The sequence below is a fragment of the Paenibacillus thermotolerans genome (assembly GCF_028745515.1).
In the GTDB taxonomy this organism is placed as follows: Bacteria; Bacillota; Bacilli; order Paenibacillales; family YIM-B00363; genus Paenibacillus_AE; species Paenibacillus_AE thermotolerans.
In genome coordinates, this window is record NZ_JAQZSG010000014.1 from 33,623 (window position 1) to 47,763 (window position 14,141).

Annotated in this window: 14 protein-coding genes; 4 read left to right on the forward strand and 10 right to left on the reverse strand. The window is 54.8% G+C overall.

Features of this window, described 5'->3' with window-relative positions:
* Positions 1 to 59 precede the first annotated feature (59 nt).
* Positions 60 to 1,724, forward strand: a complete 1,665-nt coding sequence (locus PT964_RS13390) for a CPBP family intramembrane glutamic endopeptidase (RefSeq protein ID WP_274363862.1) — start codon at positions 60 to 62, stop codon at positions 1,722 to 1,724.
* Here the strand turns inward: PT964_RS13390 and PT964_RS13395 are convergent.
* Both PT964_RS13395 and PT964_RS13400 read right to left on the reverse strand, forming a co-directional pair.
* Entirely contained in the window at positions 1,716 to 2,504 is a 789-nt protein-coding gene (locus tag PT964_RS13395; RefSeq protein WP_274363863.1) for an endonuclease/exonuclease/phosphatase family protein, read from the reverse strand. The genes PT964_RS13390 and PT964_RS13395 overlap by 9 nt on opposite strands.
* A 24-nt stretch (positions 2,505 to 2,528) precedes the next feature.
* Complete coding sequence (locus PT964_RS13400) at positions 2,529 to 3,203, reverse strand: HAD family hydrolase (protein WP_274363864.1); 675 nt, start codon at positions 3,201 to 3,203, stop codon at positions 2,529 to 2,531.
* Positions 3,204 to 3,424: 221 nt separating this feature from the next.
* Between PT964_RS13400 and PT964_RS13405 the strand changes: the two genes are divergently transcribed.
* Positions 3,425 to 4,093 (forward strand): DNA-binding response regulator, encoded by a 669-nt coding sequence (locus PT964_RS13405; RefSeq protein ID WP_274363865.1) that lies wholly within the window; start codon positions 3,425 to 3,427, stop codon positions 4,091 to 4,093.
* Between the two features lie 418 nt (positions 4,094 to 4,511).
* Here PT964_RS13405 and uvrC read toward each other — a convergent pair whose 3' ends face one another.
* Entirely contained in the window at positions 4,512 to 6,542 is a 2,031-nt protein-coding gene (gene uvrC, locus PT964_RS13410; RefSeq protein ID WP_425262721.1) for an excinuclease ABC subunit UvrC, read from the reverse strand.
* 152 nt (positions 6,543 to 6,694) lie between these two features.
* On the reverse strand, positions 6,695 to 7,012 hold the full coding sequence (gene trxA, locus PT964_RS13415) for a thioredoxin (RefSeq protein ID WP_274363867.1): 318 nt from the start codon (positions 7,010 to 7,012) through the stop codon (positions 6,695 to 6,697).
* Positions 7,013 to 7,194: 182 nt separating this feature from the next.
* Between trxA and PT964_RS13420 the strand changes: the two genes are divergently transcribed.
* Complete coding sequence (locus tag PT964_RS13420; RefSeq protein WP_274363868.1) at positions 7,195 to 7,332, forward strand: YqzM family protein; 138 nt, start codon at positions 7,195 to 7,197, stop codon at positions 7,330 to 7,332.
* A 64-nt stretch (positions 7,333 to 7,396) separates the two neighbouring features.
* Here PT964_RS13420 and zapE read toward each other — a convergent pair whose 3' ends face one another.
* The 4 genes from zapE to PT964_RS13440 all read right to left on the reverse strand — a co-directional run bounded on the left by zapE (position 7,397) and on the right by PT964_RS13440 (position 11,295).
* Positions 7,397 to 8,344 carry an AFG1/ZapE family ATPase gene (gene zapE / locus PT964_RS13425; RefSeq protein ID WP_274363869.1) on the reverse strand — a complete coding sequence of 316 codons (948 nt, stop codon included), beginning with the start codon at positions 8,342 to 8,344 and terminating at the stop codon, positions 7,397 to 7,399.
* Positions 8,345 to 8,372: 28 nt separating this feature from the next.
* On the reverse strand, positions 8,373 to 9,905 hold the full coding sequence (locus tag PT964_RS13430; protein WP_274363870.1) for a replication initiation and membrane attachment family protein: 1,533 nt from the start codon (positions 9,903 to 9,905) through the stop codon (positions 8,373 to 8,375).
* A 106-nt stretch (positions 9,906 to 10,011) separates the two neighbouring features.
* Positions 10,012 to 10,896 (reverse strand): alpha/beta fold hydrolase, encoded by an 885-nt coding sequence (locus PT964_RS13435; protein ID WP_274363871.1) that lies wholly within the window; start codon positions 10,894 to 10,896, stop codon positions 10,012 to 10,014.
* A gap of 102 nt (positions 10,897 to 10,998) precedes the next feature.
* Complete coding sequence (locus tag PT964_RS13440; RefSeq protein WP_274363872.1) at positions 10,999 to 11,295, reverse strand: YuiB family protein; 297 nt, start codon at positions 11,293 to 11,295, stop codon at positions 10,999 to 11,001.
* Between the two features lie 154 nt (positions 11,296 to 11,449).
* On the opposite strand from PT964_RS13440, the gene hemQ reads away from it, so the two are divergent.
* The gene (gene hemQ / locus PT964_RS13445; protein ID WP_274363873.1) at positions 11,450 to 12,199 is read left to right on the forward strand and encodes a hydrogen peroxide-dependent heme synthase; all 750 of its coding nucleotides are present in this window, start codon (positions 11,450 to 11,452) and stop codon (positions 12,197 to 12,199) included.
* A 339-nt stretch (positions 12,200 to 12,538) separates the two neighbouring features.
* On the opposite strand, the gene PT964_RS13450 is transcribed toward hemQ, so the two are convergent.
* Both PT964_RS13450 and PT964_RS13455 read right to left on the reverse strand, forming a co-directional pair.
* Complete coding sequence (locus PT964_RS13450) at positions 12,539 to 12,796, reverse strand: hypothetical protein (protein WP_274363874.1); 258 nt, start codon at positions 12,794 to 12,796, stop codon at positions 12,539 to 12,541.
* 6 nt (positions 12,797 to 12,802) lie between these two features.
* Positions 12,803 to 13,993: an NAD(P)/FAD-dependent oxidoreductase gene (locus PT964_RS13455; protein WP_274363875.1), complete on the reverse strand. Its 1,191-nt coding sequence runs from the start codon at positions 13,991 to 13,993 to the stop codon at positions 12,803 to 12,805.
* Positions 13,994 to 14,141 lie beyond the last annotated feature (148 nt).

Genomic DNA, 14,141 nt, shown 5'->3' on the forward strand with positions numbered 1-14,141 from the left:
AAAAAAGGTACAAAGATACATACCGAAGAAAAGCGATTAACGAAAAAGGAGCGAATGCAGTGCCCAATCCACTACGACGTCATATTCCACTCCTATTGTTTGCGGCTGCGGGACTGATACTTTTCTTCATTTATAGCTACAGTCCGATGCTGAAGGGCGAAGATCCTGAGGCGGTGTCGCACCGCGTCGACCGGCGCGGCGCAGAGCAAGCCGCTTTGCAATTCGTCAAAGAACGGCTCCCGGAAAGCGGCGAGCTGAGAGCGTTCGGCGTGTATGCGGTCGAAAGAGACGCTTTCGGCTATTTGTATCGGGAAAAGGCGGTCGATCCGGTATCGGAAAATTATAAGTCCGGACTTCCTTTGGAATTGTACCGCGTTGAGGTCGCGGAGCCGAGCACGGAAGTTCGGCATACCGTAGACGTTAATCCGTACACGGGCAAAGCCGTTGAATGGAGCTTGAGCGCGGAGGGAGAACCGGTCTCGGAGCGGGAGCTCATTGAAGCATCGAATAAGCTGCTTGCCGCAGAAGGGCTGTCGGCGGCTGCCGAGCTCGTTTCCGCAGACGAGGAAACAGGCGAAGCCGTGTACGATTTGCACATTCCGGAGCTAAAGGACGCCGCCGTTCAAGTGACGGTTCAGGCCGATTCGCGCGGCGTACGCTCGGTGCAAAGCCGGTGGGAAACGCCGGAAAGCTACGACCGGCTAATCATTCGGCAGGACCGGATCTCCGCCGTTCTCGGACTGATCGGCCAAGGGCTTAGCATCGCGCTGCAAATCGCCGCCTTTATCTACGCGATCCGGCTCAATAAGTCCGTCTCGTGGAGACGCGGGATCGTTATGTCCGTACTGTTCGCTTTGCTGTATTGCCTCAACAATATCAATATGTACCCCGGAATCAAGGCTATGGTGCTGGGGATCGGCGACGGGGGCGATTTTTTGCCAGGCGCAGGCGTAGGCGCGGGGGCGGGAGCGGAAGATGCGGAAAATCAATCGTTGATCAATCAAATCGGCATTTTGTCGGGGCTCATTGTAGTCAACGGATTCATTCTGCTGTCCGCGGCCGGTTTATATTTCTGCTTTATTGCCGGAGAGGCGATGTGCAGACGGCGCGGCTTGCACGTTTGGCCCGCGGATTCGGATTCGGGCTACGGCGGGCATATCGTCGGCTCCATGTGGAAGGGCTACGCTTTCGCATTCGGCTTTCTCGGCTTGCAGTCGCTCATCTATTTAGGTGCGGAAAAAAGCTTCGGCACATGGTATACGATCGATTCGTCGACTTCTCCTTTAAATTTGCTTTATCCGCTCTTGATGCCGCTGCTTGCCTGGTGCGCTGCGATATCCGAGGAAGGCGTGTACCGATTGTTCGGCATTCCGGCGCTGAAGGCCATATTCCGGTTTACGGCGCCCGCCGTCCTCGTCAGCAGCATGATTTGGGCGCTGATGCATGTGCAGTATCCGATCTACCCTTACTACACGCGCTTTGTAGAGGTTACGTTGATCGGGCTGCTGTTCAGCTACGTATTTTTAAAGCACGGCATAATGGCCGCCATTTTCGCCCACGCCGTCGCCGATACGATCTGGATGGGCATTTCGATTACCGCGAATCAGCCGTCCGCCGCCGCTTGGGGACTGTTTGCCGCTTATTTCGCGCTGCCGATCGTCATCGCCTATGCGGTGAACGCCTTTCATAAACGGCGCAGGCCGATAGCCGTTCCTTTACAGTGAGACCGAAGCGGCGATCGGGTAATGGTCGGACGGATAACGGCCCTCTTCGGAATCGCGGATCACGGTTGTTGCGTGAAGATTCACTTCTTTCGATACAAAAATATAATCGATCGGCTCGCCCTGCTCGCCCCCGCGGAAATCATGCCACGTCCGTCCCGGGGGCGTTTGTGCGGCTTCGAAGCCGTCGATCAGCTCCGGCTTCGCGCTTGCGCCTTGCTTGCGCAGCAACCGCAATGCCGGATCGTCCGGATTCGAGTTGAAGTCTCCCATCAGAAACATAGGGATCGGCTCCGCGCGGTAATGCTCTTCCATTGCTCGAAGCACGACCTTCATGCCTTCCTCCTGCGCCTGACCGCTGATATGATCGAGGTGAGTGTTAAACGCCTTGAACCGCTTATTCGGATCGGTCTTGCTTTCGAAATGCGCCCAAACGCATATTCTCGGGCAAGCGCTGCCCCAGCTGAGGATGCCCGGCCGGTCCGGCTGCTCCGACAGCCAAAACTGGCCGTGCTCAAGCAGCTTCAGCTCGCTTGACTTATAAAATAGGGCGTTGTACTCGCCCTTATCGCCGCCGTCTCTACCTTCGCCGATCCAGGCATAGTCCGGCAAACCGGCTTCCAGCTCCAGCAGCATGGGAAGCAGTCCTTCCTGGGTTCCAAGTACGTACGGATTATACCGTTGGATGAGCGAAATGACTTGATGGCTGCGGTTCGGCCAAGCGTTTGCCCCGTCATTCGGATTGTTGAACCGCAAATTAAACGTCATGACTGAAAAATTCATTGTTGTTCCTCCTCCAATTGTAGATTAAACAGCTGCCGCCCCTTTATCGACCATCCGGATCAGCTCTTGCAGCGTTCTGCCCCCTAGCGTAGGAACGACCGCATCGGCATGCTCGAACGAGTAATGCTTCGTGACCGTGCTGGGAACGACGATGCAGTAAACCCCTGCGGCCTTTGCCGCTTTGGAGCCGACCGGCGAATCTTCGAACGCGATCGCCTCATGCGGCTCAATGCCTAGCCCGCGCAGCGCCGCCTGATAAATTTCCGGATGCGGCTTCACATGCGTAACGTTGTCCCTTGTCTGGATCAGGTCGAAATAAGGAAGCAGACCGTACTTTTTCAGAAAGCCGCCGGACCATTCGAAGTTTGAGCTTGTCGCGAGCGCGATTTTCAGCCCGGATTGTCTTGCCTCCTCAATAATTTCAATGATGCCGGGAAAGACGGTCAGCTGAGACGCGAGCTTGTCGTAGCATTCTATGAATCGTCGCTGGAAGCTTTCTGCGTCGAACGCGTCTTTCGCCCGCTCCGCCACATAGTCGGCCGCCTTCCGGCGGACGCCGACCATTCCGGCCCATTGTCCCCATTGCTCCAGCGTCATCTCTATTTGATAGTCTCGGCTCACTTCCTGAAACGCCTTATATTCTATCGTTTCCGTGTCCAAAATAATGCCGTCGAAATCGAACAGCAGCGCTTTAATCATATGGCCCTCTCTCCTTTGGTCGTTCATTTTCTTTTTGTCATTCTCTCCTTCGCAGCTCACCTGCTCCCTTTTATTTATACCATATCTAGCCAAACGATAGCTCTTCCTATATACTTGAAATATTGAAAGCTTTATACGATACGCGTGAAGCACACGCCGTTCGACCGCTGCCAAGCAGCGGATCGGGCGGCGTTTATTATTTTTTCGGGAGGATGGCCGATATGAAGTCCGAATTTGATATCGCTTACGAGAAGTTTATGAAGGAGCAGATTGCAGGCAGTACGGGCGAAAGAAGGAGAAGGCTGACCGAGGTGGACAGACATGCCGAAACGCTGTTGCTTCAGAACGTCTGGTGGCCGGCGTTTCGCAACTTTAATCACCTTCATGCGGAATACGAGGTCATCGATATTCGCGGCGGGTACAGATATTTAGATTATGCCTGGATCATTCCTCCGCTGTGGGTCAATCTCGAAGTCGAAGGGTTTACTCCGCATACGAAAAACAGACGCGTATTTGAGGACGGGCATCTTCGCGCTTCGTATCTGCAACTGGAAGGTTGGAAGGTAATCAGGCTTTCGTATGATACGGTCAACGATAATCCGAAGCTTTGCCAGCAAATCCTGCTTCAGTTAGCCGGCAAGTGGGCGGGGATTAGTCCGGTTGCGAACTATACGGAAAAGGAGAAGGCGGTAATTCGTCTCGCGATACGTCTGCAAAGGCCGATTACGGCCGGTGATGTATGTGCGATGGCCGGCGTTAGCGACAGAACGGCACGGCGATGGCTGAAAGCGCTGCTGGATCGGGGAGTATTCCGTCCTGCCAGAGGTACGGAGAGAGTTCATGCGTATGAGCTCTGCGCGGAAAAGCAGGAGCTTTTCTTAGGCATGTAGCTAGTTATGTGGAATGCCCTGGCGAGTTCGGCGGTTTCAGCGGAACGAGATGTCCGTTAGTCGCGGCGAATGGGCAATCTCACCGAATTAGCAGCACGGGACTTCCGCCAACTTGCGGTCATGAGGATTTTCCGCGGGTTAACGGAACGGGATGTCCGCTAATTTGAGGTAATCGAGGAATTTCCGCGATTTAACGGAACGAGATGTCCGCTAATCGGCGAGAAAGTGGGAAAATCGAGTGAATGCGGCCGGTTAGCGGACAAGGTGTTCCGCTAAAGTGCCGAATTATGTAAACTAGCCGGTTTTAGCGGACATTTGGTTCCGTTAGCTTTCGGGGCTAACGGTGAGGATAAAAATCGGCCGGGCTCTTGAGCCCGGCCGTCAGCTGAGCTTCCGGTCTAAATCCGCATGTATTCCGTCACACCGTGGTTGCATCTTCGACCGCCGCAGCTTCATCCGCATCCTCGGCCGAACCGGCCGCCGCGGCTTCATCCGCATCGCCGGGTCCGCCGAGCGCCTCCAGCAGCTGCTTGACGATTTTTTCGCCCAGCCCGAGCGGCCGGAAGTCCTCAACGGTCGCCTCGCGCATCCGCTTCACGCTGCCGAAATGCTTCAGCAGCGCCTTTTTCCGCTTCTCGCCGATGCCCGGAATGCCATCCAGCACCGATTCCAGCGACGACTTGGAGCGGCGCTCCCGGTGGAACGTGATCGCAAACCGGTGCACCTCCTCCTGGATGCGCTGCAGCAAATAAAACTCCTGGCTGTCCCGTCGCATCGGCACCGGCTCGGGCGGATCGCCGACCATCAGCTGCGCCGTTTTGTGCTTGGCGTCCTTCACGAGCCCGCACACGGGAACGAACAAGCCAAGCTCGTTCTCAAGTACGTCCACCGCAACGGAAATTTGCCCCTTGCCGCCGTCCACCACAATAAGATCCGGCAGCGGCAGCCCTTCCCGAAGCACGCGCTCGTACCGACGGCGAATGACCTCCCGCATCGTCGCGTAGTCGTCCGGCCCTTCCACCGTCTTGATTTTATACTTCCGGTATTCTTTCCGCTCCGGCTTGCCGTCAATAAAGACGACCATTGCCGACACCGGATTCGTTCCTTGAATGTTCGAGTTATCGAACGCTTCGATCCGATGAATCGCGTCGACGCCGAGCCACTGTGCGAGCCCTTCGACCGCTTTCACCGAACGCTCCTCGTCCCGCTCGATCAACCGGAATTTTTCCTCCAGCGATACCCGCGCGTTGTCGCACGCCATCGCGACCATCTTCCGCTTGTCGCCTCGCTGCGGAATATGCACCTTCGTCTTAAGCCACGTTTCTAGCATCGTCTTTACGCCGGCGGATTCGTTCTCGCCATGAACCGATTCAGCTTGCACCGTGTCCGCCGCCGCGGTAGCATCCACCGTATCCGCCGCCCCCGCATCCTCCGCGCCGGCCGGTCCCCCCGTCACTGAAGAAGCCGCCTCGGCGCCGCTTTCCGCCGGATGGGCGGGAAGCAATATTTCTTTCGGCAGCGCCGGATTGTCGCTGTAATACTGCGTCACGTACGAAAGAAAATCATCGTACTCGTCCCCGTAATAAGGAAACGCCGACGCGCGCCGCTCGATCAGCTTGCCTTGGCGGATGTACATAATTTGCACGCACATCCAGCCCTTGTCCGTAGCGTACCCGAAAACATCCCGGTCGACGCTTCCGGCCGAGGATACCGTTTGCTTCACCATCATATCGTCGATGGCCGCAATCATATCGCGGTACTCCTTGGCCCGTTCGAAGTTGAGCTCCTCGGCTGCCGCGGTCATTTTTTCCTGCAGCTCGGCCTTTATCTCCTCTTGACCGCCGCTCAAGAAACGCGTGATTTCGCCGATCATCCGCTCGTACTCGGCCTTCTCCACCGGATATTCGCATGGCGCAAGACACTGTCCGATATGGTAGTACAAGCATACCTTATCCGGGAGCGTACGGCACTTGCGCAGCGGATACAGCCGGTCGAGCAGCTTCTTCGTCTGCTGGGCGGCAAAGGCGTTCGGGTACGGCCCGAAATATTTCGCCTTGTCGCGCAGAACGCGGCGCGTCACTTCAAGCCGGGGATGCTCCTCGTTCGTGATTTTAATGTAAGGGAACGTCTTATCGTCCTTCAGCAGCACGTTATACTTCGGACTGTGCTGCTTGATCAGGTTGCATTCGAGCAGCAGCGCCTCCATGTTGCTGGTCGTAACGATATATTCGAAATCGTATATGTCCATGACAAGACGCTGCGTCTTTGCCGTGTGGCTCCCGGTAAAATAGGAGCGCACCCGGTTTTTCAGCACCTTCGCCTTGCCTATATAAATGATCGTGCCTTCTTTATTTTTCATTAAATAACAACCGGGCTTGTCGGGAAGCAGCGCAAGCTTTCTGCGAATCGCCTCCATCGCCTTCTCCCGTTCGTTGTCCGACATGTCCATGCCCCCTTCCGCCGAACCTAAACTAAACAAATGACATTTAAAGTGATTGTACACGAAAAAACGTTCGCCTGGAACGGGGAGAAGCGGTGGAAACAAAAGCAAAAAGAGCCGCAGCGAGTTGTCATCGCTCTCGGCTCTTCTTCGTAAGATTGTTACATATGGCGGCCGACGACGTTTTTCAGCGCGTCCTTCGATTGGAATCCGACGATTTTGTCCACCGGCTGTCCGTCCTTGAACACGATCAACGTCGGAATGCTCATTACGCCGAAGCGGGAAGCCGTCTCCGGATTGTCGTCGACGTTCAGCTTCGCGATCTTCACTTGATCGCCAATTTCTGTATCCAATTCCTCTAGAACCGGAGCGATCATCTTGCAAGGGCCGCACCACGGCGCCCAAAAGTCCACAAGCACCGTTCCGCTTGCTTCCACATCAGCTTTGAAAGAACTGTCCGATACATTGACGATTGCCACAATGCATTCCTCCTTGAAGGCGAAATAAAAAAATCAACAAGTAAAGTATACCACAAAGCACCGCTTATTCATAACAGGCAAGGACCGCAACAGATTTGTCACATTCTCTCAAAAGTCCCGACTTTACAATCGTTTGACGATTTGGATATACTATCGTTATGAACGCAGGGGGGGACTATTTCGTGAACGACCCAAGACAGCACGTTAACGAAGAACCGAGCAACGATTTTCTCGATGTCGGAATCGGCTTTGCCGGCATGTTCGGCTTGCTGTTGCTCATTGCTATTGTAGCGACTGTAATCGAGATCGCTACGCGATAACACATGCGACGAAACGCCTGACCGCACATGCGGTCAGGCGTTTTTTGCGCTTATTGCCCAAAAGTTACGAGCCTCTCTGGTTGCTGCCTCCGACCGCCACGACGTCGACGAAGGGCCGAATCCGGTCCATCAGCCGCTGCCCGCGGTAAATGTCTTCGCCCTCGCGGGAGGTGAAGCTGAGATGACGCTGCAGCCCGTCCAAATCGTGATTCGACGTATAGAACGTCGGCTTGCGGTTCATCCGGTAATTGAGAATGGCCCCCAGCACGTGGTCTCTTGTCCAGGCGTTCAGGTGCTCCGCGCCCATATCGTCAAACACGAGCAGGTCCGTTTCCTTTAACAGCTCGATCGTATCCTTGAGCCGCTGCGCATCGCCGAACATCGCTTTCAAATCCTCGACGAAATCGGGCATATATACAATGACGCCGGTAAACCCCGACTTGGCCAGCTCGTACAGCAAATAGCTGGCGAGGAACGTTTTGCCGGTGCCGAAATCCCCCATCAGGTACAGCCCCTTGGGCTGCAATCCGTTCGCTTTCGTCGCCAGCACATAGTCGATGACCGCTTCGACCGCTGCGGCGCGGGCCGGCTCCCGGCTGATGATTTCATCCAGCGAGTATTCGCTGCGCAGCGCCTTCTCGTCTACATAAAAGCTGCGAATGCGCGACCGCACCGCGTCCTGTGACGCCTTGCTCTGCCACAGCCGGCACGGCACTTTATAATCGGATATCCCGCTCTCTCCGTTAAAAGGAACGACCTCGAGCTTCGTATAATGCCCTTCCATATCGTTCGGGCATTGCTCCAATCCGGGACAACGGGAGCAAGCCTTCGCTTCCTTCGCGAACTGGTACAGACGGGTTATATTTTTATGGATGAGCTGTTCGTCCACCTCCGGATGCTCCGCAATCCACCCGGACACAACGGGGTCGTTAACGACCTTTATCATTTGGCGCCTCCAGTCGCTGGCGGACACTCCCGTCGCGGCGCCGATCCATTTCCCCATGGAATCCATTCGGCATTCTCCCTCTCTTTACAGCTCCTTACCGATCGTCCTTCAATTGCTTCGCCTTATCCAATAAACGGCGTATATCGGCTTCGCTCGCGGCTTTCGCTTCCGGCTGCTTGGCGATCGGTATTACCGGCTTGGCAGGCCTTCCCTTGCGGTAATCGGACGGCTGCCTGCGAGCCGGGGCGCTTCCTCTTTCCTCCGGCGCCGAGCCGGCTCCGCTGCCGCCGCGAACCTTCTCCGCTTTGCGGAAATAAGTAACCGCGTGCTCGAAGGTGCTGATCCGCTTCCCCGCCACATTGCCTCCGATCGCTTCCAGAAAAGCGCGCGTCCAGTCCAAATTGTTCATGCGTATGTAATGGATCATTACATTAATGACTTCATCCGGCAGCTGATAATTGACGTTCATCGCAAGGAACGCTTCCATCACGCCGGGAGGCACCTTCGAAGGATGGAAAAACGATTTCAGCACGCGGGTATAAGGACTGTTAACGAGCAATGCGTTGTACTGCCGGACATCGTATGCTCCGGCAAACTGCTCCGGCACTTCCAGCCAATAAAGCTGCGGAGCCTCTCGTTTGATCTCCGGAGACGGAGACGAATCAGCGGCCTCGCCGCCGCCGAAGCTCCCTTCGGGATCGGCCTCCAGCTGCTGCCGCTTGCCGCGAAGCACGCCGCGGCCGTGCTCCCGGCCTTTCGAACGGAGAAACAGCTCGCTCGCCTTCGCTTCAAACCGCGAGCCGTCCAGCCGCCCGTCAGGCAAAAACATGCCGTCCTCATCGAGCAGCGACACGGTTTCTTTCAAAGTCAGCTCGAATTTGCCGGCTATAAAGTTAATTTCCGCCAGCAGCTCCGGCTGGCGTTCCAACCGCTCCACATGCGCCCGATTCGGCGAGGAGCGCGGAAACCTGCGAAGGAGCTCGCTGCAGCGAAATCCGTCTCTGCCGAATTCGGAAACGGGCCTCGCCGGCGCTCTCGCCGGGGCGGCTTCCCGCATCGCGAGATCGGTTCCCGGCGGAACGGAGGGCCGAAACACCTCGAAGAACGGGGCTGTCAGGTCCTCCCATACGCCGTCTTCCGGATCCTCAAGGTGCGGCTCTTCCGAGAAAAACGATCGCTTAATCGATTCTGCGAGCCCCGTGCCAAGCTTTTCCTTCAGCAAAATCCATAAATGATGAACGTCAAAAAACTCCTGCGGCGTCAGCGGCTTTTCCAATCGGAATTCGTAGAGGCCGACCTCGCCGTCCTCCTCCACCCGCCGGCTGGAGCGAAGCAGCCCCACGGCCTCGAGCTTGGACGTTTCGTCGGCTAATCTTTTTCGGCCTTGCTCGTTGGGCTCAAGCCCGCAGGACAAAAACAAGGACGACAACGGCAGCTCCCCGCTGCGTCCGACCGTATCCGGAGGAACGCGCGAGCTTAACGTATGGTATAATGCGGCGGCAAACGCGCCGACCATCGGCTGGTACACCTGCGTAATCATCCGAACATCCAAAGAGGACAACCCGAAGTGACGGACGACCGAAAAATGATGCTGTTCCGTCAATTGAAGCAAGCTGGTCAGCTTCAAGTTTCTCCCTCATTTCGACAACAATCGATAAACTTCATTGTACCATACAAATGCGCTTTCGTGGGTATGAAAAAGGGACCGCTCCGAAGGAGAAGTCCCTGTCAGCCTATGGGTTTTCATGCATCTCGACGGCCGCCTCTTCCGGAATCGGAACGCCGTACTGCTCCGCCTTTTCCGCCAGCGCCCAATCGACCTTGCCGTCTCCCTCGGACGCAGCCTTAATTTCTTGTTCCATGACCCACTTCGTCAGCAAATCATGAAACTCGGCGCTGTTTTTCGTCGGGATATAATGCTTTGCCCCCGGGATGAACGCCAGCGCCGCGTTCGGCAGCATCCGGTGAAGCTGATGTCCGTAGCCCTTAAACCGCCAATCGCGATCCCCGTAAATGAGAAGAACGGGCTGCCTGATCGCCATGAGCCGGTCGGTGCAGTAATAATGTTTGCTTGCTTCGAAATATTGGCGCCAATTTTCGACATCGCCGCGAATCGCCACATAGTATAAGTTATGAAACGTATCCCGCATGTCCGCGTTTGCTTTGGAGATGAGCAGCGCGGCGGTCGTCTTCATGTTGAGCTTGGTCAGGAGCGCGGCCGCAGAAATTTGGGCCTTCACGTTCCAATCGCTGACCTCCGACATCGCTCCGAGGCAAATTCCACCGCGGAACCGTTCCGGATGGGTGAGCAGCGCCTCAAGCACGATGCTGCCGCCTGTCGAGTACCCGCACAAGTAGGCCGACTCCAGCCCCAGCTCGTCCATCAAGCGGATCGTGTCCTCAACGATCAGCGGATACGTAATCGGCGTCTCCGAACGCGGGCTGAAGCCATGGCCCCGAATATCGAACGTAACGACCTGAAACCGGTCGGCCAGCTGCACTTCCTGATAGCGAAATATTGCACGATTAATAAGGGGCGGGTGAATAAATAGTATCGGCGTCCCCGCACCGTCGGTATGGTAATGCAGGAGCGTTCCGTTAATGTGCAATTTCGGCATATTGCGTTCCTCCTCTGGGTAACCGTAACTTAAAGTTCCTTATTATCGTTACGTTTCCCCGCGGATTCCCGCGCATTCGCGACACATTTTGGCTGAAGCGGTTTAAAACATCTTAAAGCCCTTCACCCGAAGCGCCCGAATCGTAAGCCCGCTGACATATCCGCCGAGCAGCCCGCCCGCGATGGCCAGCAAGTCGATCAGCCCGTATTCCGTGACCGCCGTCAGCATGTGACCGGAATTCCAATTGTAATACACATACAGCCCTACAATGAGAGCCAAATAAGCATAAATCGGAAACCATGTCGTCTTAAGCAGCATGTTAAGAATAAAGCCGACTCCGAAAATGAGCACGAAAGCCAATAGCGTAATGACGATGACCTGAAAAATATTGGTTACCAAAGCTTGAACATCCTCTCTTCACCTGTTACGTTCGGCACAAATAAGTGTAGCGCGGCGGACCGTGCTCCGTCAAACGCGCGCGTTTGCCCCGATTTTCGATAAAGAGTACAATGGAATGTGGGCAAAAGTACATAGGAAACAGGAGTGGAGCAAGATGAGCGAAGCGGCACAAACATTAGACGGCTGGTATGCCTTGCACGATTTTCGACATATGGATTGGAACGCATGGAAATCTCTCTCGGAGGAAGAGCGCCGGGAAGCGGAGGAAGAGCTGCGCCGGTTTGTCGCGAAATGCGGCGAAGCGGACGCAAATAAGACGGGCAGCTTCGCCTTTTATTCGATCGTAGGCCAGAAGGCCGACTTCGTGTTCGTACATTTGCGTGAGACGCTGGAAGAACTGAACGCAATTGAAACGGAATTCAACAAGACGCTGTTTGCCGACGTGACGATTCCCGCATACTCCTATGTCTCGGTAGTGGAGCTAAGCAACTATATGGCGAAGCCGGGAACGGATCCGATGGAAAATCCGGAAATTGCCGCGCGCCTGAAGCCTTCGCTGCCGAAGGCGAAGCATATTTGCTTCTACCCGATGAACAAGCGCCGCTTTGGCGACGACAACTGGTACATGCTCTCCATGGACCGGCGCCGCGAAATGATGCGCAGCCACGGCTTGATCGGCCGCTCTTATGCCGGGAAAGTCAAGCAAATCATTACCGGGTCCGTCGGCTTCGACGACTGGGAATGGGGCGTGACGCTGTTTGCGGACGAGGCGCTGCAGTTTAAGAAGCTGGTGTACGAGATGCGGTTCGACGAAGTGAGCGCGCGGTTCGGCGAATTCGGCGATTTTTACGTAGGAAACTTGACGGATGCCGACGCTTTCCTTCAAATGATAAAGCCGTTATAACCTAATGCTCGCATCGAAAGACCAATCGATTTACGATTGGTCTTTTTTATGCTCAAATGTTGACCTTATTTACCCTGCTAGTCTCAAAAATGGAGCTTATCCGGCAGCTTAGATTGTTTTTGCGAAAAATTCCCACCCGGATAATATCAAAAAGTGACATTATTGGTACGGACGAAGCCCTCTCAGCATGGCATAGGCTCACAATGTGAACTTATCGGATTTGATAAGATCAGGTTTTGAGCTTGAGTTTTCGTTTATAAACAAAAAACGGGTTGGAAGCCGGCTTCCAACCCCGAAAATTTATAAAATTGATCTCGTCAAAAAAACACCATGCAATTTTTAGTCGTCTTCGTCATCATCGAGAGCCTGCAGCTGTTGCTTCAAATACTCCTCCGTCATCCGATCCCGCTGCCTGCCCTTCTCCTTGAGCCGTTCGATCGCCGGCTGTATGAGACGGTCCACTTCCTTCTGGACGTGATAAGCCAAATCGTGGCGGCTTTGCGACTCCAAATATTGGCCCACTTCGATCAACGCGTTGTACCGATCCAGCTCCTCCCGGGTCAGCAAGCCCCGGACTTGTACGCTGCAGTGGCGCATGGCGGTTTAGAAATGACCTTTCTTAAGGACCAGCGGGATGCCGCCGATCAAATACAGGTAACGCAAATCGATAAGCTTCTTGAGCATGGCTGCCGTGCCGCCTTTGTACTTCCGGCCGAAGGCGATGCCGATCGCTTCGCCCTTGCCCAAAGACGCCACTGTCCCTTTGCTTTCATATTTAAATTCCTTCAAAGCCGAGCCGCGAATCGACGCGACCAAATTCGAGGCGAGAACGTCTCCTTGCTGCATCGCCATTTGCGCGGTAGGCGGATACGGGCGTCCTTCTTCGTTAAAGACAATGGAGGAGTCGCCGATAATAAACACGTCTTCGTAGCCCGGTACGCGAAGATTTGCGTCCACCTTCACGCGGCCGCGCATCGCCTCGAAGCCCGCTTCCTCCACCAGCCGGTTGCCGCGGACGCCGCCGGTCCAAACGACGGTTTGCGTCTTGATCTGCTCCCCGTCGGCAAGCGTAATGCCCCCCGGAGTGCATTCCTTAATAGCCATGCCGATTTTGAAAGTAACTCCTTTGTTTTGGAGCACCTCCATCGCATATTGCACAAGCTCGGGATCAAAGCCTGGAAGGGCGGTCGGTGCCGCTTCCACATTATATATTTTAACGAGACTCGGGTCGACGTCGAACTCCCTGCAAAGCTTCGGAATCCGATCGGCCAGCTCGCCGACGAACTCGATGCCCGTGAAGCCCGCGCCGCCGACAACGAACGTCAAGTAATCCTTCCGGTGCGGCTCTTTCTTAAACCGCGCGAATTGGTATTCGATATGTTCGCGGATGAGGCGGACGCTGTTCAAGCTCCGGATGAAATGAGCGTTCTCCTTAAGCCCCGGAATGCCGAACGTTTCCGGTTCTCCCCCGAGGCTGATCACTAAGTAATCGTATGAAAGCGTGCCGTCCTCCAGAATGACCTTCTTTTCCTGCGGACGAATTTGGGTGACGGTCGATTTCACGAAGTCGATCTTAAATTCGTCGATCAGCTTCAAAATATTGACCCGCGCGTTCTTCGGGTCGTCCGTACCCGCAGCCGGCATATGAAGATGGGTCGTGAAATAATGGTATTCGTGCTTATTTACAAGGGTAACGTCCGCTTCGTTATAGTTAAGCTCCTTCTGCAAACGAATGGCAGTTACAATCCCGCCGTATCCGGCTCCCAAAATGACAATACGTGGAATTTTAGTCATGGTTTTTCATTCCATTCCTTCCGTAAGTATATATGTGCGTTTGTGAAAAAATACACAAAGTGTTCCAAAAAAGAAGGAGTGTATCTCTGGTTATCGTCTTGGGTAAATACTATCTGAGATGAACTGTCGATATCTTGCCATAATTTCA